At 74.8% G+C, this 19,004-nt stretch carries 13 protein-coding genes; all 13 read left to right on the plus strand.

What is annotated here, in order from left to right:
• Positions 1-6: 6 nt before the first annotated feature.
• The 13 genes from ACIP37_RS23940 (at position 7) to ACIP37_RS24000 (ending at position 18,987) form a co-directional block, all read left to right on the plus strand.
• The gene (locus tag ACIP37_RS23940; protein WP_400810068.1) at positions 7-4,617 is read left to right on the plus strand and encodes an amino acid adenylation domain-containing protein; all 4,611 of its coding nucleotides are present in this window, start codon (positions 7-9) and stop codon (positions 4,615-4,617) included.
• A 55-nt stretch (positions 4,618-4,672) separates the two neighbouring features.
• On the plus strand, positions 4,673-5,446 hold the full coding sequence (locus ACIP37_RS23945; RefSeq protein ID WP_400810067.1) for a thioesterase II family protein: 774 nt from the start codon (positions 4,673-4,675) through the stop codon (positions 5,444-5,446).
• Positions 5,447-5,716: 270 nt separating this feature from the next.
• Entirely contained in the window at positions 5,717-7,261 is a 1,545-nt protein-coding gene (locus tag ACIP37_RS23950; protein WP_363585120.1) for a tryptophan halogenase family protein, read from the plus strand.
• A 29-nt stretch (positions 7,262-7,290) separates the two neighbouring features.
• Positions 7,291-8,553, plus strand: coding sequence for a cation:proton antiporter (locus ACIP37_RS23955; RefSeq protein WP_400810066.1), 1,263 nt, complete (start codon positions 7,291-7,293; stop codon positions 8,551-8,553).
• A 47-nt stretch (positions 8,554-8,600) separates the two neighbouring features.
• Positions 8,601-9,053 (plus strand): flavin reductase family protein, encoded by a 453-nt coding sequence (locus ACIP37_RS23960; RefSeq protein ID WP_363585116.1) that lies wholly within the window; start codon positions 8,601-8,603, stop codon positions 9,051-9,053.
• Between the two features lie 54 nt (positions 9,054-9,107).
• Positions 9,108-10,811 (plus strand): 2-isopropylmalate synthase, encoded by a 1,704-nt coding sequence (locus tag ACIP37_RS23965; RefSeq protein ID WP_363623362.1) that lies wholly within the window; start codon positions 9,108-9,110, stop codon positions 10,809-10,811.
• 96 nt (positions 10,812-10,907) lie between these two features.
• Positions 10,908-12,329 (plus strand): PLP-dependent aminotransferase family protein, encoded by a 1,422-nt coding sequence (locus ACIP37_RS23970; RefSeq protein WP_400810064.1) that lies wholly within the window; start codon positions 10,908-10,910, stop codon positions 12,327-12,329.
• An 82-nt stretch (positions 12,330-12,411) separates the two neighbouring features.
• A complete protein-coding gene (locus ACIP37_RS23975; RefSeq protein WP_400810062.1) occupies positions 12,412-13,434 on the plus strand; it encodes a 3-oxoacyl-ACP synthase in 1,023 nt (340 codons plus the stop codon).
• Positions 13,431-13,712 (plus strand): phosphopantetheine-binding protein, encoded by a 282-nt coding sequence (locus ACIP37_RS23980; RefSeq protein WP_363585108.1) that lies wholly within the window; start codon positions 13,431-13,433, stop codon positions 13,710-13,712. The genes ACIP37_RS23975 and ACIP37_RS23980 overlap by 4 nt, the downstream gene beginning before the upstream one ends.
• Positions 13,696-14,859: an acyl-CoA dehydrogenase family protein gene (locus ACIP37_RS23985; protein WP_400810060.1), complete on the plus strand. Its 1,164-nt coding sequence runs from the start codon at positions 13,696-13,698 to the stop codon at positions 14,857-14,859. Before ACIP37_RS23980 ends, ACIP37_RS23985 begins: the two co-directional genes overlap by 17 nt.
• On the plus strand, positions 14,856-16,064 hold the full coding sequence (locus ACIP37_RS23990; protein WP_400810058.1) for an HAD-IIIC family phosphatase: 1,209 nt from the start codon (positions 14,856-14,858) through the stop codon (positions 16,062-16,064). The genes ACIP37_RS23985 and ACIP37_RS23990 overlap by 4 nt, the downstream gene beginning before the upstream one ends.
• 128 nt (positions 16,065-16,192) lie before the next feature.
• The gene (locus tag ACIP37_RS23995; protein WP_400326650.1) at positions 16,193-17,053 is read left to right on the plus strand and encodes a 3-hydroxyacyl-CoA dehydrogenase family protein; all 861 of its coding nucleotides are present in this window, start codon (positions 16,193-16,195) and stop codon (positions 17,051-17,053) included.
• Positions 17,050-18,987, plus strand: a complete 1,938-nt coding sequence (locus ACIP37_RS24000) for a non-ribosomal peptide synthetase (RefSeq protein ID WP_400810056.1) — start codon at positions 17,050-17,052, stop codon at positions 18,985-18,987. Before ACIP37_RS23995 ends, ACIP37_RS24000 begins: the two co-directional genes overlap by 4 nt.
• Positions 18,988-19,004: the final 17 nt, after the last annotated feature.

Raw genomic sequence — 19,004 nt, forward strand, 5'->3', positions numbered from 1 at the left:
ACCGACATGAGTGAGACCCAGACGTCCACGTCCCGCGAGGACCGCATCGCGGCCCTGCCCGAGCACCTGCGGGCCCTGCTGCGGGACCGCCTGGCGGGCGCCGAGGCGCCCGCCCCCGAGGCCGCCGCGAGCACCGCGCTGCGCCCCGCCGACCGTTCCCGCCCGCTGCCGATGTCCTTCGCCCAGCAGCGGATGTGGTTCCTGTACGAGTTCGACCCGGAGTCGGTCGGCTACAACTCCTCCTTCGCGCTGCGGCTGCGCGGCGACCTCGACCGCGCGGCGCTGCACGGCGCGCTGGCCGCCGTCGTCGACCGGCACGAGGCGCTGCGCACCACCTACGACCAGGTGGACGGCGTCCCGGTGCAGGTCCCGCACCCGAGCGTGGACATCCCGCTGCCGGTCGTGGAGGCCGGCGGCGGGACGCCCGAGGAGCGGGAGGAGGAACTGCTGCGGCTGGTCCGCGAGGAGGCCGGCCGGCCCTTCGACCTGCGCACCGGCCCGGTGCTGCGGACCCTCCTCGTCCGGCTCTCCGACCGCGAGCACGTGCTCGTCCTGAGCATCCACCACATCGCGCACGACGGCTGGTCGCTGTCGATCGTCACCCGCGAGCTGGGCCAGTACTACGCGGCCGCGCTCCAGGGGCGCGAACCCGACCTGCCCGCGCCGGGGCCGCAGTACGCGGACTACTCGGTGTGGCAGCGCGAGCGGGCCTCCGGCGGGCGGCTCGACGAGCAGCTCGACTACTGGCGCGAGCAGCTCGACGGCGTCCCCGTGCTGGAGCTGCCGACCGACCGGCAGCGCCCCGCCGTGCCCACCGGGGCGGGCGCCTTCCACGAGTTCAGCGTCCCGGCGGAGACCGTCGCCGGGCTGCGCGAGCTCACCGAGTCCGCCGCGGCGACGCTGTTCATGACGCTCACCGCGGCCACCCAGCTGCTGCTGGCCCGGCTCTCCCGGCAGGAGGACGTCGCGATCGGCACCCCGGTGGCCGGCCGCGACGAGCCCGAACTCGCCGACCTGGTCGGCCTGTTCCTCAACACCCTGGTGCTGCGCGCCCGGACCGAGCCGGGCCTGGGCTTCCGGGACTTCCTGGGCCAGGTCCGCGACACCGTGCTGGCCGGCTTCGACCACGCGGAGGTCCCGTTCGAGCGGGTGGTGGACGCCGTCCAGCCCGAGCGCGACCCCAGCCGGATGCCGCTCGCCCAGGTGCTCATCGTCCTGCAGAACGCCCCCGAGGCGGTCCTCGACCTGCCCGGGCTGACCATGGAGCAGCTGGCCCTGCCGCAGGCGAGCACCGGCTTCGACCTCGTGGTGGCCTTCGAGGAGCGCCCCGACGGCAGCCTCTGGTCCGCCCTGGAGTACAGCACCGACCTGTACGACGAGGCCACGGTGCGCCGCTTCGCCGGCCACCTGACCACCCTGCTCGGCTCGATCGCCGCCGACCCCGACCAGGAGCTGGGCCGGCTCGACCTGCTCGACCCGAAGCAGCACAACCGGCTCACCGTGGACTGGGCCCGCAACCCGGTGGCCTTCCCCGAACAGGACCCGGTGCACCTGCTGGTGGCCAAGCGGGCCGCCGAACGCCCCGACGGCCTCGCGGTGGTGCGCGGCGACGAGCGGCTCAGCTACGCCGAACTCGACCGCCGGGCCGGGCTGTTGGCCGAGGTGCTGCGCTCCCGCGGCACCCGCCCCGGTGACGTCGTCGGCGTCTGCTGCGAGCGCGGTCCCGACCAGGTGGCCGCCACCCTCGCGGTGCTCAAGGCCGGCGCCGCCTTCCTGCCGCTGAACCCGCGCTTCCCGGCCGCCCGCCGGGAGCTGATGCTGGCCGAGACCGGCGCCGGGTTCGTCTTCACCGAACGCGCGCTGGCCGCCGACGCGGGCGAGTCCGCCGCCGAGCCGCTGATCCTGGAGGACCTGCGCCCGCAGCTCGACGCGCACACCGGACCGGTGCCCGAGGGCGACCGGGTGGGGCCGGACGCGCTCGCCTACATCGTCTACACCTCCGGCTCCACCGGGACGCCCAAGGGCGTGCTGCTGGGCCACGGCGGCCTGACCAACGTGGTCAACGCCTCCCGGCTGATCGTCGGCACCGGCCCCGAGAACACGGTGACCCAGCTCTCCTCGCCCAGCTTCGACGGCGCGGTCTGGGAGACCTTCCTCGCCCTCGTCTCCGGCGCGGCGCTCGCCCTCCCGGCGAACGAGTCCGAGGCGCTGGGCAGCGAGCAACTGCGCGCCATGGCGGGAGGCCGGCCCACCGTCCTCGCGCTGCCGCCCGCGGCCCTCGCGGCGGTCGAGCCCGAGGCACTGCCCGCCGGCTCGGTGGTGCTCGCCGTCGGCGACCGCTGCCCGGTCGGCCTGGCCCGCAGGTGGTCGCGGGTCCACCGCTTCATCAACGGCTACGGCCCGACCGAGAACACCGTCGGCGCCACCATGTTCGAGGTCCAGGACGAGGAGGCCGGCAGCCGGCTGTCGATCGGCCGGCCGCTGCCCAACACCGAGGTCTACCTGCTGGACCCGCACGGCAACCCGGTGCCGCCCGCCGTCACCGGCGAGATCCACCTCGGCGGCCGCGGCGTCGCCCAGGGCTACCTGGGCCGCCCGGAGCTGACCGAGCAGCGGTTCGTCCCGCACCCCTTCGCGGACGACCCCGGGGCCCGGCTCTACCGCACCGGCGACCTCGGCGCCTGGCTGCCTGACGGGCGGATCGACTTCCGCGGCCGCGCCGACGACCAGGTCAAGATCCGCGGCTTCCGGGTCGAGCCCGGCGAGATCGAGTCGGCGATGCAGCGCCACCCCGCGGTCGACCAGGCCGCCGTGGTGGTCCGCGAGAGCGACCGCGGCAAGCAGCTCGTCGGCTACCTGGTCGCCGCGCCCGGCCGCGACCGGGGCGAGGCGGTCCGCGAGGTCCGCGAGGCCCTGACCGAGGAACTGCCCGCCTTCATGGTGCCGGCCGCGCTGATCCCGATGGACGCGATGCCGCTCACCACCAACGGCAAGGTCGACCGGGACGCCCTGCCGGACGCCCGGGAGGCCCTGACCAGGGTCTCCACCCCGCCGACCGGCCCGGTGGAGACCGCGCTGGCCGAGGTGTTCCGCTCGGTGCTGGGCATCGAGGACGTCGGCGCCGAGGACGACTTCTTCCTGCTCGGCGGCGACTCCATCCTCTCCACCCAGGTGGTCGCCCGGGCTCGCCAGGAGGGCCTGCACTTCACCGCCCGGGACCTCTTCCAGCACAAGACCGTCGCCGCGCTCGCCAAGGCCGCCGGGACGGGGGAGAGCGGGCCGGCCGAGGAGGACCCGTACCGCACCGGGCCCGTGCCGCTGACCGCCGTGCAGCAGTGGTTCTTCGAGCACCACACCGTCAACCCGGGCCACTTCAACCAGTCGCTGCTGTTCGAACTCGTCCCGGGCACCGACGCCGAGGCCCTGCGTGCCGCCCTGGCCGCGCTGGTCGGGCAGCACGACATGCTGCGCGCCCGCTACACCCGCGACGCCGGGGGCGCCTGGTCCCAGGAGGTGGCGGCCGAGGCCGACGGCTGCTGGGACTTCCAGCGGCTCGACCTCGCCGGGGCGCAGGACGCCGAGGAGCGCGCCACCGAGGCGTTCCGGCAGGCCCAGAGCGGCCTGCGGCTGGCCGACGGGCCGTTGCTGTGCGCCGTCCTGGCCGACCTGGGACCGGACCGCCCGGCCCGGCTGTTCCTCACCGCGCACCACCTGGTGGTCGACGGCGTCTCCTGGCGCATCCTGCTCGACGACCTGCGCTCCGCCTACGCCGACCTGGCGGCCGGCCGGCCCGTGCGGCCCGCCCCGCGCTCCACCTCCTTCGGCCAGTGGTCCCGCCGACTGCGCGAGCACGCCCTGACCGGCGGCTTCGACGACGAGCTGGCGCACTGGCGGTCGCTGCCCGAGCCCGCCGGGGAGCACCTGGACACCGGCCGGTTCGGTGACCGCCGCACCGCGCGGCACACCCTGACCGGGGACGAGACGGAGGCGCTGTTGCGCCGGGTGCCCGGCGTGCTGCGCGCGCAGGTCCACGAGGTGCTGCTGACCGCCCTCGCCCAGGCGCTCGCCGCCCAGGGCCACGCCGGCGACGGCGGCACCGTGATCGACCTGGAGGGGCACGGCCGCGAGGAGATCCTGGACGGCGTCGACCTGTCCCGCACCGTCGGCTGGTTCACCACGATCTACCCGGTGCTGCTCGACGTGCCCGCGGACCTGGCGCCGACCGCCGCCGTCCGGGTGGCCAAGCGCCGGCTGCGGGCCGTCCCGCGCCGCGGCATCGGCCACGGCGTCCTGCGGCTGGCGGCGGCCGTCGAGGCCCGGGAGGACCTGCTGGTCCCGGTGCCCAGGGCCCGGATCGGCTTCAACTACCTCGGCCAGTGGGACAACCAGCTGCCCGAGGGGGACCGGCTGATCCTGCGCCACCTGGACCACGGCGGCGGCGACCACGAGCCGGGCGAGACCCGCACCTACGAGCTGGACGTCGCCGCCGCGGTCGAGGGCGGCCGGATGGAGCTGTCCTGCGTGTACGCGGGCGGCCGGTTCGACGAGGCGGCGGCCACCGCCCTGCTCCAGCGCATGCACGAGGCCCTGCGCGAGATCGTCCGGGCCTGCGGATGACCGGCCGGGCCGGTACGGACACGGCCCCGCGGGGCCGACGGAAGGAAGTGACCGTTTGAACGACGACCAACCCTGGCTGGTGATCCCCCGGCCGCGCCCGGAGGCGACCCGTCGGCTGGTCTGCCTGCCGCACGCCGGCGGCAGCGCGGGCTTCTACCGGCCCTGGGCCAACCACCTCTCGGCGGCCGTCGAACTCCAGCTCGTCCAGTACCCGGGGCGGGAGGAGCGGATCGAGGACCCCTTCGTCCAGGACGCCGCGACCCTGGTGGCCCAGCTGACGCGGGCGCTGCTGGAGACCGACCGCCCCGGCGTCGAGACGGTCGTCTTCGGCCACAGCATGGGCGCGCTGCTCGCGTACGAGACCGTGCAGTCGCTGCACGCGCAGGGCCTGCCGGTGGCCCGGCTGGTGCTCTCCGGCTACCCGCCGCCGCAGGCGCCGGCCGGCTCCGGCGACGGACCGGCCGGGCGGGCGCCGGCCCTGCCCCGTGGCGACGACGAGCTCCTCGCCACGGTCGCGGGCCACGGCGGGACCCAGATGTCGATCTTCGACGACCCGGACATCCGGGAGATGGTGCTGCCGATCCTGCGCAACGACTACCTGCTGATCGACTCCTACCGGCCCACCGCGCTGCGCCCGGTGGACTGCGGGGTCGTGGTGCTCACCGGGGACTCCGACGTCACGGTGAGCGTCGAGCGGGCCCGCGGCTGGGAGGCGCTGGCCGGCAAGGAGTTCGCGTTCCACGTGCTGCCCGGCGGGCACTTCTACCTGACCGCGCAGCGGGCCCGGGTCATCTCCTTGCTGCACGACTACCTGCTGGACGGGGACTGAGCCGGCCCGGCCGGGCCGCGAACCCCCGCCGAACGCCCGTCGAACCCCCGCCGAATTCCGGCGAGTTCCGCCGAACAGATGGCACCCCCAACCATCGGGTGCCATCTGTTCGGCATGTCGGAAAACCCCCGGCGAACGCCGGGACGCGCTGGAGTGCGTGTTTCCGCTGAGGCTTAAAAGCCTGTTTTCCGGAGGCTCCGCTGCCGCAGGATTTCGAGCCATGGGACAGCCCGGGGCTCCGGGTTGAACGACCGGCTGAGAGGGTCAGGAATGCTGGGCAACGTCGTCATCGTCGGTGGTGGGACATCCGGTTGGATGGCCGCCTCGTACCTGCGCGCCGCATTCGGCGATCGCATTTCCGTCACGCTGGTGGAATCCAAGCGAATCAAGTCCATCGGGGTCGGCGAGGCGACCTTCAGCACCGTCCGGCATTTCTTCAACTACCTGGGCCTGCCGGAGCACGTCTGGATGCCCAAGTGCAATGCCACCTACAAGCTCGGCATCCGATTCGAGAACTGGCGGCGCAAGGGCCACTACTTCTACCACCCCTTCGAGCGCCTCCGGGTCGTCGACGGCCTGCCGCTCACCGACTGGTGGCTGAACAGCCGCTCCGGCGACCGCTTCGACCAGGACGTGTTCCTGATGGCCGCGATCTGCGACGCCGAGAAGTCCCCGCGCTACCTCGACGGCACCCTCTTCGAGCAGGACTTCAAGGAGGGCGGCAACACGACCGAGCGCGACACCCTCACGGAGCAGGACACCCAGTTCCCGTACGCCTACCAGTTCGACGCCTCGCTGCTGGCCGACTTCCTCTCCGGGTACGCCACCGAGCGCGGCGCCAAGCACATCGAGGACGACGTCGTCGAGGTCGTCCAGGACGAGCGCGGCTGGATCAGCGGCGTGCGCACCAAGGAACACGGCCTGATCGAGGGCGACCTCTTCATCGACTGCACCGGCTTCCGCGGCCTGCTGATCAACCAGACCCTGGAGGAGCCGTTCACCTCCTTCCAGGACACCCTGCCCAACAACCGCGCGGTGGCGCTGCGCGTCCCGGTCGACATGGAGAAGCGCGGCCTGCGCCCCTGCACCACCGCCACCGCCTCGGACGCCGGCTGGATCTGGACCATCCCGCTGTTCGGCCGCATCGGCACCGGCTACGTCTACTCCGACGAGTACGCGACGCCCGAGGAGGCCGAGGCCACGCTGCGGGCCAAGGTCGGCCCGGAGGCGGAGGGCCTGGAGGCCAACCACATCAGGATGCGGATCGGCCGCACCCGCAACGCCTGGGTCAACAACTGTGTCGCCATCGGCCTGTCCAGCGGCTTCGTCGAGCCCCTCGAGTCGACCGGCATCTTCTTCATCCAGCAGGGCATCGAGGAACTGGTCAAGCACTTCCCGGACGCCGACTGGGACCCGGGGCTGCGCCGCTCCTACAACCGCATCGTCGGCAACACCATCGACGGCGTACGGGAGTTCCTCGTCCTGCACTACAAGGCCGCGGCCCGCGAGGACAACGCCTACTGGCGGGACGCCAAGACCCGGGTGATGCCCGACGGCCTGGCCGAGCGGATCGAGCTGTGGAAGGCCAAGCCTCCGACGGAGGCCACCATCTTCCCGCACTTCCACGGGTTCGAGTCCTACTCCTACCTGGCCATGCTGCTCGGCCTCGGCGGCATCGAGCTCAAGGCCCCGCCCGCGCTCGCCCTTCAGGACGGCAGCCGCGCGGAGAAGGAGTTCCAGCTGCTGAGCGACCAGTCCGCCGAGCTCCTGAAGCGCCTGCCCAGCCAGTACGAGTACCTCGCCCAGATGCACTGACCCTTCGGCGCCCCGAGAAAGGAGGCACCATGGACAGTCTTCCGTACGTACCGGCCGCGGTGACGCTCGCTCTGCTCGTCCCCGTGGCACTGCTCGGACGCCGGCTGGCGAAGCTGCTGCGGCAGCCGGAGATCGTCGGCGAGATCATGGCCTGCCTCCTGCTCGGTGCGCTGCTGGCGAGCCAGTGGCACTGGAAGCCGGCCACCATGGACGGCGGGGCCGTCCTGGAGAAGGCGGGCCACCTCGGCCTCGCGCTCTTCCTGGTGGGCGCCGTCCACGAGATCCGGGCCGGCGGCAGCCGGCTGGGCGGGCGCACCATCGCGATGACCGCCACCGGTTCGCTGCTGCTGCCGCTCGGCTGCGGCGTCGCGTTCGCCGCGTGGGTGCTGGCCGACGGCTCCCCGGCCCTGCGCGGCGGCGCCCCGGCCGGGGTGCTGGTCCTGATGCTGGCGATCGCGCTGGCGGTCACCGCCGTACCGGTGCTGGCCGGCATCCTGGACGACCGCGGCATGCTCAACACCGCGATCGGCCGGCTCTGCATGGCGGTCGCGGTCTCCATCGACGCCGTCACCTGGTCGCTGCTGGCGATCGCGGTCGGCCTGGCGCACGGCGGCGGGAAGATCACCCCGTACCTGGTGTTCGTCGTCGGCCTGCTGGGAGCCTGGCTGATCCGTCGGGCCGGAGCCCTGCCCGGGCCCCGGGCCTGGGCCGAGCGGATCCCGGTGGCGGTGCCGATCGGGCTGACCGCCGCCGCGGCCGTGGCCGCCGCCCTGACCACCTCGCGGCTGGGCCTCACCGACGTGCTCGGCGCCGTCCTGGTCGCCCTGGCGCTGCCGGGCGACGACGGCGCCGGCCCCTGGACCAGGGCCGCCCACACCGTCGGCGGCTGGGGCCGGATCGTGCTGCCGCTGCTGTTCACGGTGACCGGCATGGGCCTCGCCTCGGCGCCGCTCAGCGTGTTCTCCTGGCAGGCCGTCGTCCTGTCCGTGGTGCTCGCGATCTTCGGCAAGCTGGTCGGCAGCTACTACGGCGCCCGGGCGGCCGGCCGGCCTCCGGTCGAGTCCATGCGGATCGCGGTGTTCCTCAACGCCCGCGGCCTGACGGAGCTCGCCGTCCTCCAGACGGGTTACCAGGCCGGGATCCTCACCCCGGCGCTCTTCCTCGCCCTCGTCGTGATGGCCCTGTTCACGACGGTGCTCAGCGGTCCGCTGCTGTGGGTCATCGACCGGCGCACGGCGAGCGTGGACGCGCCCCGGACCGCGGAGCCGGTCCCCTACCCAGTCGAGCGGTGAATCACGTGGAACTCGTCACCTCAACCCCCTCCGATTTCCGGACCTTCATGTCCGGCTTCCCGAGCGGCGTCGCCATCGTCACCTCGCTGGACGACGCGGGCCGGCCCTGGGGCATGACCTGCTCCGCCCTGTGCAGTGTCACCGTCGAACCGCCCACCCTGCTGGTCGGCATGCGGGCGGAGAGCCCGACCCTGAAGGCCGTGCTGCGCAGCGGCCAGTTCGCGGTGAACCTGCTGCACGCCGAGGGCCGCGGCACCGCCGAACTGTTCGCCTCCGGCGACCCGGACCGGTTCGACGCGACCACCTGGCGGCTGCCCCCCGGCGCCGGCGGACCCCACCTCGTCCACGACGCCCACGCGGTGGCCGACTGCCGGGTCAGCCAGCTGGTCCCCGTCGGCGGCCAGCGGATGGTCTTCGGCGAGGTCATCCGGATCACCGAGCTCAGCGACGCGTCGCCGCTGCTCTACGGGAGGAGACAGTTCAGCACCTGGCCCGCCTAGCAGAGCTAGCAGAGCGTCCCCACAAGACGCCCAGACCACCGTTGTGGAGGAGAGATGACCGCTCAACCCACCGACGCGGACACGCCGCAGGGCACACCCGCCCGCGACCAGGGCATCCAGCGCCACAGCGCGATGCCGGTCCGGAAGTACCAGCCGTACCAGGCGGTCGGGCTGCCCGACCGCGGCTGGCCGGGCCGCCGCGCGGAGCAGGCCCCGCTGTGGTGCAGCGTCGACCTGAGGGACGGCAACCAGGCCCTGACCGACCCCATGGACATCACCCGCAAGCGGCGGATGTTCGACCTGCTGGTCGCCATGGGGTTCAAGGAGATCGAGGTCGGCTTCCCCACCTCCTCGCAGGACGACCACGCCTTCCTCCGCCACCTCGTCGACACCGGCGCGATCCCGGACGACGTCGTCGTCCAGGTCATGACGCCGATCCGCGGCGACTTCATCGAACGCACCGTCAAGGCCCTGGAGGGCGTGCCGCGCGCCGTCCTCCAGATCTTCAACCCGACCTCGGAGGTCCAGCGCCGCCTGGTCTTCCGCAAGGACCGCCGGCAGACCACCGCCATGGCGCTCGACGGGGCCGAACAGGCCCTCAAACTCCAGGACTCGATCCCCGGCACGGAGATCTACCTCCAGTACGCGCCGGAGTCCTACACCCAGACCGAGCCGGACTACGCGCTCGAACTCTGCAACGCCGTCCTCGACTTCTGGGCCCCGCGGGCCGCGCACACGCTGCGGATCAACCTGCCCTCCACCGTCGAGGTGTTCCCGCCGCAGGAGTTCGCCGACCGGATCGAGTACACCCACCGCAACCTGCTCCACCGCGAGCGCACCATCCTCGGCGTGCACCCGCACAACGACCGCGGCAGCGGCGTCGCCGCCGCCGAACTCGCCGTCCTCGCCGGGGCGGACCGGGTCGAGGGCACCCTGTTCGGCAACGGCGAGCGCTCCGGCAACGTCTGTCTGGTCACCCTGGCCATGAACCTGTTCTCCCAGGGCGTCGACCCGATGCTGGACCTGAGCGACATCGACGGCATCCGCCGCATCGTCGAGAGCTGCAACCAGATGCCCGTCCACGCCCGCCATCCGTGGGCCGGCGACTTCGTCTACACCTCCTTCGCAGGCTCCCACCAGGACGCCATCGCCAAGGGCCTGCGCGCCCGCGAGGAGTCCGGGCAGGAGGTCTGGGACGTGCCGTACCTGCCGATCGACCCGCGCGACATCGGCCGCGACTACCAGGCGCTGATCCGGATCAACACCCAGTCCGGCAAGGGCGGCATCGCCCACCTGCTGCGCACCGAGTACGGCATCGAGCTGCCGCGCCGCCTCCAGATCGACTTCGCCGCCGAGATGCAGGCGGTCTGCGAGGAGATCGGCGGCGAGATCACCGGCGACCAGCTGTGGGAGCACTTCGTCGAGCGGTACGTGGCGCTGGGCACCGAGACCGTGCCCGGCCTGCCGGCGCCGGAGCCGCTCGTGGCGGAGCCCGGCGACACCCGCTGGAGCGGGGCCACCGCCGAGGCGGTGGCCGGCTACGGGCTCGACGCCGTCGTCCAGGGCCTCGTCGTGGAGCGGGCCGGCGCACCGCTGAACGCGGTCACCGCCGCCTTCGAGATCGTCGTGGACTCCCACTCCTACTGGGGAGTCGGCATCGCCGAGGAGGAGGGCGAGGCCGTCGGCCGGGCCGTCCGGGCCGCGTCCCTGCGGGCGCTGCTGGACACCGAGCGGTCCGGTCTGTCCGAGGCCCGCTAGGGCCACCGGGTTGACGGGCAGGGCCGGGCCGACGGGCTGAACAGGTCCGGAGGGCTTAGACAGGGCCGCCGTGGGCGGGGGAGGGAGGAACCAAGCATGCCCTGGAACACCTTGATCGACGTGGCCCGGGAGGACGTGCTCCCGCTGACCGCCCAGATCCGGGACGGCATCAAGCGGGAGATCGCCGAGGGGGCGCTGCACCCCGGCACCCGGCTGCCGTCGAGCCGTCAGCTCGCCGAGGACCTCCGGGTGTCCCGCAGCGTCGTCGTCGAGGCCTACGGGCAACTCGTCGCCGGCGGCTACCTGGAGGCGACCCGGGGGTCGGGCACCCGGGTCGCCACCCACCTGGACCGGGGCACCCGGCTGCCGACCCTGCTCGGCGACGCCCGCCCCGCCCCGGTGATCCGCTGGGACCTGCGGGCCGGCGGCGCCGACGCCTCCGCCTTCCCCCAGCGCGAGTGGCTGGCCGCCTACCAGCGGGCCGCGCGCCGGCTCGGCCCGCGCGACCTCGGGTACCCGCCGGTGTCCGGCGTCCCGGCACTGCGCGCCGAACTCGCCCGCTACCTCGGGCGGGCGCGCGGCGTGCACACCACCCCCGAGCACGTCATGGTGGTGTCCGGGTTCGCCCAGACGCTCGGCCTGGTCTGCGCCACGCTGCCCCGCACCGGCCTCGGCGCGCTCGCCGTCGAGGACCCGTGCCACCCGCAACAGCGCCAGTTCATCGTCGAGTCGGGCCTGGACTGCCCGTCCGTCCCGGTCGACGAGCAGGGCATCGACGTGGCCGCGCTGGCCCGCACCGGCGCCCGCGCGGTGCTGGTCACCCCCGCCCACCAGTTCCCCACCGGCGCCGTGCTCAGCGCCGAGCGGCGGGCCGCCCTGGTCCGCTGGGCGGAGGACGTGGACGGCTGGATCATCGAGGACGACTACGACGGCGACCTCTGGCTGGACCACGGCCGCCGGCCCACCGCGCTGCAACGGCTGTCCCCCTCCCGGGTGCTCTACGCGGGCACCGCGAGCAAGTCGCTGGCCTCCGGGATGCGGCTGGGCTGGCTGGTCGCCCCGCCCCGGCTGCGCCGCCGCCTGGAGGAGGTCCGCTCCCAACGGGACCTCGGCTGCGACGTGTTCACCCAGCACGCGTTCGCCGAACTGCTGGACGGCGGCGAACTCGACCGCCACCTGCGGCGCCAGCGCGAACGGCTGCGGGCCCGCCGCGAGGTCTTCCACGAGGCCGTGCGGCGCCGGCTGCCGGGGGCCCGGATCGTGGGCGCCTTCGCCGGGCTGCACGCCTACGTCCAGCTCCCGCACCGGGTGGACGAGGCCGCGCTGGTCGCCCGGGCGCTGCGCCGCTCGGTGCTGGTGCGCGGCGGCCGCTCGTACCACCACCGGTCCTGGCAGTCCGGGCCGGCCCTGGTGGTGGGGTACGCCGGGGTGCCCCGCAGCGGCGTCGCCGAGGCGGTGCGGGAACTGGGCGAGGCCTACGCCGAGTCGGCGGCGGACGGCTGCCTGCGCAGTGCCTGAGCCGCGCCCCGGCTCGGCCCGGAACGCGACCGTACGACACCGAGAGACGCCCGGACGGACAGTGGAGAGTCGAGGACACGGCATGGTGACGACGAGGACGGGCGGCGCCCCCGCGCCGCTCGCGGTGCGCGAGGCGGCCTGGCATCTGCCGGAGCAGCGGGTGCCGGTCGGCGAACTGCCCGAACTGGCGGGCCTGGACGGCGAGCGCCGAACCACGCTGGCCGGCCTGGGGATCGACACCGTGGCCGTCGACCGCGAACTCGGCCCGACCGGGCTGGCCGAGCGGGCGGCCCGCAGCGCGCTCGCCGGCGCCGGGCTCGCCGCCCAGGACCTGGACGCCCTGATCGTCGTCGACTCCCGGGCCCCCGAGACCCTGCTCAGCTCCGAGGCGACCAGGCTCCAGGCCCGGCTCGGCGCCGACCAGGCCGTCACCTTCGGCGTCGGCGGCCTCGGCTGCGTCTCGCTCGGCCCGGCCCTGCTCGCCGCCCGCGGACTGCTCGCCGCAGACCCGGACGTCCGGCACGTCCTGGTCGCGCACGCCTCCACCCCGGCCACTCCCGGCCGCTACCGGCACCCCGTCACCGTCAACGGGGACGCCGGGCAGGCCCTGCTGCTCGCCCGCACCGGCCCGGTGCGGGTGCTCGACCTGGTCCAGGAGACCAACGGCGCGTACTGGGACCTCTTCCGGGTGGACTACCGGGACCGCCCCTGGGAGCGCTGGCAGGAGGAGTGCCGGGACCTGCCCGGCTACTCCTTCCGGCTCGCGGTGGAGACCAGGAACCGGCTCACCGCGCTCCTGGAGCGGCTGCTCAAGCGGCACGGCCTCGACCGCGCCGACGTCGCCGGCTACGCCAGCCAGAACCTCTCGGCGGGCGGACTGCGCTTCCTGGCGGAGTCGCTGGGTGTCGAACTCCTGCCGGAGTGCCGGGAGAACCTGGCCCGGTACGGCCACCTGGGGCCGAACGACGTCTTCCTCAACCTCTGGACGGCGCTGGCGAACGGGCGGCTGGCCGAGGGCGACCGGGTCGTCCTGGTCAACGTCAGCCCGGTGGCGGCCTGGAACCTGCTGCTGGTGGAAATCGGACCCTGGGAGAGCACCGCGTGACCGACACGGCAATCGAGATACGGGAGTTCCTGACCGTCGCACTGCGCCGGCCGGTGGCGCCGGACGAGGACTACTTCGCACTGGGGCTCGCGGACTCGCTGTTCGCGCTGGAGCTGGTGGTCTTCGTCGAGGAGCGGTTCGACATCCGGATCGAGGTGGACGACCTCGACCTGGACTCCTTCCGCACCGCCGAGCGGATCGCCGCGCTGGTCGAGCGCAAGCGGGCCGGCCTGGGCGCGGGCGGGGAGACGGGGGCCGGCTGTGCCGCCCACGGCTAGCGAGACCCGTCCGTCCGCCCCGTCCGACCTGGGGGCTTCGGTGGTCGACGCCGCCGCCGAGCTGGCCGCCGCCGTCCGCGACGATGCCGCCCGCTGGGACGAGCAGGGCGCGCTGCCCGACGAGGCCGTCCGCGCGGTGGCCGCCGCCGGGCTGCTCGGCCTCGACCTGCCCGCCCGCCACGGCGGCGCCGGCGCCACCCCGGCCCAGCTGGGCGAGGCCGTCGCGCACCTGGGCGGCGTCTGTGGCGCCCTGCGCGCGCTGCTCACCGTCCAGGGCATGACGGCCGCGGCGCTGCTGCGCTGGGGCGGCGAGGAGCAGCGCGCGCGGTGGCTGCCCGCACTGGCCTCCGGCGAACGCCTCGCCGGCTTCGCCGCCACCGAACGGGAGGCCGGCAGCGCGCTCGCCGAGGTCGGGACGCGGATCGAGGACGACGGCGAACGGCTGGTCGTCACCGGCGCCAAGCGCTGGGTGACCTTCGGGCAGAGCGCCGACGTGTTCCTGGTGCTGGGGCGCACCGACGCCGGCCCGACGGCCGTCCTGGTGGAGGCCGACCGGCCCGGGATCGTCCGCGAGCCCGTCAGCGGCCAACTCGGCCTGCGCGCCGCGCGGATCGCCCACCTCACCTTCGACCGGGTGCGGGTGCCCCGGGAGAACCTGGTGGCGCCGCCCGGGCTGGGCCTGACCCACACCGCCGCCGTGGCGCTGGACCACGGCCGGTTCACGGTGGCCTGGGGCTGCGTCGGCATGGCGGAGGCCTGCCTGGCCGACGCCGCCGAGCACGCCGCGCGCCGGGTCCAGGGCGGCGTGCCGCTGGCCGGGCACCAGCTGGTGCGCTCGCTGCTCGCCCGCTCCGCCGTCGACACGGCGGCCGCCCGGGCGCTGGCCGAGCGGGCCGCCGAGGCCCGGGCCGGCTCGCCGCTGGGCGCCGCCACCGAGACCGTGGTCGCCAAGTACGCGGCGGCCGGGGCGGCGAAGGCGGTCGCCGACCGGGCCGTCCAGATCCTCGGCTCGGCGGGCTGCGAGCCCGGTGTCCGGGCCGGCCGGTTCTACCGGGACGCCAAGGTGATGGAGATCATCGAGGGCAGCCCGCAGGTCGCCGAACTGCACATCGCCGACCGCCTGCTGCGCCAGGGGGTGCGCCGATGACCGGGCCGCAGCAGAGCGGGGCGGAGCAGGGCGGGGCGGGGCAGCGCGGGGCGGGGCAGAGCAGGGCGGAGCCGACCGTCAAGGTCCTGGTCTGGGACCTCGACGACACCCTCTGGGACGGCACCGTGCTGGAGGGCGACGATCCGGTGCCGTTCCCCGCCGCGACTGCCGCCCTGCGGGCGCTGGACGAGCGCGGCGTCCTGCACGCCGTCGCCAGCCGGAGCGACCGGGCCGTCGCCACCGCGCACCTGGAACGGCTCGGACTGCACGAGCTGTTCACGGTGCTGGAGATCGGCTGGGGGCCCAAGTCGGGCGCGGTGCGCCGGATCGCCGAGACCATCGGCATCGGGCTGGACACCGTGGCCTTCGTCGACAACGACCCGGTCGAGCGCGCCGAAGTGGCCGCCGCCCACTCGGTGGTGCGCTGCTACCCGGCCGAGCAGGTCGCCGCACTGGCCGAACTGCCGGAGTTCCGGCCCGAGTTCGTCACCTCCGACGCCCGTGAACGCCGGTTGCGTTACCGCGGCGAGGCGCTCCGCACCCAGGCCCGGGAGGATCACCAGGGCACCCCCGAGGAGTTCCTCGCCTCACTGGGGCTCGAACTGGTGATTCGTCAGGCCGGGCCGGACGACCTCGCCCGCGCCCACGAACTCACCGTCCGCACCCACCAGCTCAACACCACCGGCCGGACCTACGGCCTGCCGGAGCTGCGCGCGCTGTGCGACTCGCCCGACCACCGGGTGCTGGTCGCCGAACTGACCGACCGGTTCGGCGACTACGGCACCATCGGCCTCGCGCTGAGCGAGCGGACCGGGCACCGGGAGGGCGACGGCCCGGCCGGGCCGGCCGAGGTGCTGCGGCTGCTCCTGCTGTCCTGCCGGGTGATGTCCCGGGGCATCGGGCCGGCGCTGATCGGGCACGTCGTGCGCGCGGCCCTCGTCGAAGGGCGCCGCCCGCTGGCCGAGTTCGTGCCCACCGACGTCAACCGGGTGATGCTGGTGAACCTCCGGTTCGCCGGGTTCACCGTGGTGGGCCAGGAGGGGGAGGGCCGGCTGCTGCTCGGCTACCCGCCCGCCGCTCCGCCGCCCCCGCCGCCGGGCCACCTGCGGCTGATCACCCCGGAAGCGGCCGAGGCACCCGAGGCCCCCGAGGCGCCCAACGCCCCTGTCGCCCTTGAGGCCCCCGACGCCCGGAACCGGCCGTGACCGGGCCGGAATCCGTCGTGACCAGGAAGGACACCGTGCACCCGCAAGACACCCAGAACCGCGAGGCAGGCGAGGCCCGGGCGGCCCGCACCGACCGGATCCCGGTCGGGATCGTCGGCGCCGGCACGATGGGCACCGCCGTCGCCCAGGTCTTCGCCGCGGCCGGGCACCCCGTGGTGGTGGTCGACCGGCAGCGGGCCGCCCTCGACGCCGGCCCCGGCCGGCTGCGGGACGGCCTGCGCGCCGCGCGGCTGCTCGGCCGCCGCCCGGCCCCCGGGGAGGCTCGTGCCGAGACCCCCGGCGAGGCCCGCCCCTCGGCGGCGGAGACCGTCGAACTGGTCGACTGGACGGACGAGTTCGGACGGCTCGCGGTGGCCGGCTTCGTGGTGGAGTGCGCCTCCGAGCGGCTGGCCGTCAAGGAGCGGGTCCTCCGGGAGCTCGACCGGGTCTGCGCCCCCGCCACGGTGTTCGCCTCCTGCACCTCGGCGATCCCGGTCGAGCGGCTCGCCTCCTACACCGACCGGGCCGACCGGGTGCTCGCCACGCACTTCATGAACCCCGCGTACCTCAAGGAGACGGTCGAGGTGGTGCGCGGCCCGGCCACCACCGCCCGGACGCTGGAGACCACCCTCGCCCTGCTCGCCGGGGTCGGCCGCCGCGCCCACGTCGTCCGCGACTCGCCGGGTTTCGTCTCCAACCGGGTGCTGATGCCGATGGTCAACGACGCGGCCGCCCGGGTGCAGGAGGGCGTGGCCGACGCGGAGACCGTCGACCTGATCTTCCAGGAGTGCTTCGGCCACGCCATGGGCCCGCTGCGCACGGCGGACCTGATCGGGCTCGACACCATCGTCGACACCCTCGACGTCCTGCTGGAGACCACCGGCGACGAGCGGTTCCGGCCCTGCGACCTGCTGCTCGACCTGGTGCGGCGAGGACACTTCGGCCGCAAGACCGGGCTGGGCTTCTACGCCTACGGGACCCGCCCGTGACCGCCGGCCGCCCTGCCCCCGACGTGCTCGACCTGATGCGCGAGCGGTTCCGTACGCTGCCCGACCGGACCGCCGTGACGGTCGGCGAGCAGAGCCTGACGTATCGTCAACTCGATCTCGAAGCAAGCGTGTTGGCCGATCGGCTGGCCGCCGTCGGGGTCGCCCCCGGTCGGCTCGTCCTGATCCACCGCCGCCAGGGCGTGCGCACCGTCGTCGGCATGCTGGCCGCGCTGCGGCTGGGCGCCGCCTGGTGCGTCCTGGAACCCGAGCGCCCCGCCGCGATGGTGCGCGCCCTGCTGCGCGACAGCGGCTGCGCCGTCCTGGTGTACGACGACGGCGACCCGGCCACCCCGCCCGCCGCCGTACGGGAGTTGACGGCCGGCTGCGGGCAGCCCGTCACGGTGGTGGCCGAGAGCGGACCGGCCCCGGCCCCGGCCGTGTCTCCGGACGCAGGCCGGTCGGACGCCGTGGTGCCCCCGACCGCACCGGCCTACGCCGTCACCACCTCCGGGACCACCGGGGAGCCCAAGGCCGTCCTGGTCTCCCGCGGCGCGCTCGCCCACCTGGTCGCCTCCCGCGCCGAGGGCCCCGCCGCGACCACCTTCACCGCCTCCCGGCTCTCCTGGGACGCGCCGCTGCTGATGCTGTTCCACACGCTCTGCGGCGGCGGCACGGCGGTGCTGCCCGACGAACGGGCCCTGCCCGACCCGGAGGCCGCCGCCGCGCTGATCCGCCGCCACCGGGTCGAGGTGGCGGTCAGCCCGCCCTCGTTCCACGTGCTGGTGCTGCCCCACCTGGCCGGCGCCGACGCCCACCTGCGGCAGTGGATCGTCGGCGGGGAGGCGCTGTCGGCCGCGCAGGCCGAGCGGCACCGGGCCGTCCTGCCCGGCACCCGGCTGGTCAACGAGTACGGCGCCACCGAGACCACCGTCACCGTGCTCGCCCAGCCGGTCGCGTCCGCGCCGCTCGACCCCGTCCCGATCGGGCGGTCCACCCCGGGCAACCGGATCCACCTGCTGGACGAACGGCTCGCCCCGGTCGGGCCCGGGCGGACCGGCGAGCTGTACGTGGCCGGGCCGCAGGTCGCCGAGGGCTACGCCGGGCGCCCGGCCGAGACCGCGCTGCGCTTCCTCCCCGACCCCTTCGCCACCACCCCCGGCGCCCGGATGTACCGCACCGGGGACCTCGCCTCCGCCGACCCCACCGGGGCGCTGGTGTTCCGCGGCCGGGCCGACGGGCAGCTCAAGGTGCGCGGCGTCCGGGTCGAACGCGAGGCCGTCGAAGCGGCGCTGGAACGCCACCCCGCCGTCCGGCAGGCCGCCGTCCTCGCCGTGACCGGCCCCGACGGCACCACCGCGCTGGCCGCGTGCTGGCTCCCCGCCGACCCCGCCGCCCCCGCGCCGGACACCGCCGAACTCCTGGCGCACTGCACCGCCCTGCTCGGCGGCCAGGCCCGGCCGGAGCGCTTCGTCCGGGTGGCCGGCTTCCCGCTCGCGCCGTCCGGCAAGACCGACCTCCAGGTGCTGCGCGCCCTACTCGCCGAAGACCACGGCGAGACCGGCGACCCCGGCGAGACCGGCGGGCCGGACGGTCTCGGCGGACGCGACGAGCCCGCCGAGGCGGACGGCGCCCCGCGGCTCGTGACGCGTTACTGGACCGAGGTCCTCGGGCACGGCGACTTCGGACCGGACGACGACTTCTTCGCCGTCGGCGGCAACTCGCACCGGATCGTCGAACTCCACCTGCGCCTCGAAGGCCGCTGGCCCGGCGCCGTCCGCGTCGGCCGGCTCTTCGACCTGCGCACCGTCGCCGAGCAGGCCGCGGCCGTCGCCCCGGAGCCCGTCGCCCCGGAGCCCGCCACCCCGGAGCCCGTCGCCCCGGCGGCCGGAGCGCCCACGGGCGGCGCCCGGCCCGACGCCGCGTACGAAGTCTGACGAACGGGAGAGAGCAG

The sequence above is a fragment of the Kitasatospora sp. NPDC088861 genome, from assembly GCF_044750105.1.
Classification (GTDB): Bacteria; Actinomycetota; Actinomycetes; order Streptomycetales; family Streptomycetaceae; genus Kitasatospora.

Bases quoted from the DNA above. Each gene is read 5' to 3' on its own strand.
- ACIP37_RS23940 (WP_400810068.1), top strand. From the start codon at position 7: ATGAGTGAGACCCAGACGTCCACGTCCCGCGAGGACCGCATCGCGGCC.
- ACIP37_RS23950 (WP_363585120.1), top strand. From the start codon at position 5,717: ATGCTGGGCAACGTCGTCATCGTCGGTGGTGGGACATCCGGTTGGATG.
- ACIP37_RS23955 (WP_400810066.1), top strand. From the start codon at position 7,291: ATGGACAGTCTTCCGTACGTACCGGCCGCGGTGACGCTCGCTCTGCTC.
- ACIP37_RS23960 (WP_363585116.1), top strand. From the start codon at position 8,601: ATGTCCGGCTTCCCGAGCGGCGTCGCCATCGTCACCTCGCTGGACGAC.
- ACIP37_RS23965 (WP_363623362.1), top strand. From the start codon at position 9,108: ATGACCGCTCAACCCACCGACGCGGACACGCCGCAGGGCACACCCGCC.
- ACIP37_RS23970 (WP_400810064.1), top strand. From the start codon at position 10,908: ATGCCCTGGAACACCTTGATCGACGTGGCCCGGGAGGACGTGCTCCCG.
- ACIP37_RS23975 (WP_400810062.1), top strand. From the start codon at position 12,412: ATGGTGACGACGAGGACGGGCGGCGCCCCCGCGCCGCTCGCGGTGCGC.
- ACIP37_RS23990 (WP_400810058.1), top strand. From the start codon at position 14,856: ATGACCGGGCCGCAGCAGAGCGGGGCGGAGCAGGGCGGGGCGGGGCAG.
- ACIP37_RS23995 (WP_400326650.1), top strand. From the start codon at position 16,193: ATGGGCACCGCCGTCGCCCAGGTCTTCGCCGCGGCCGGGCACCCCGTG.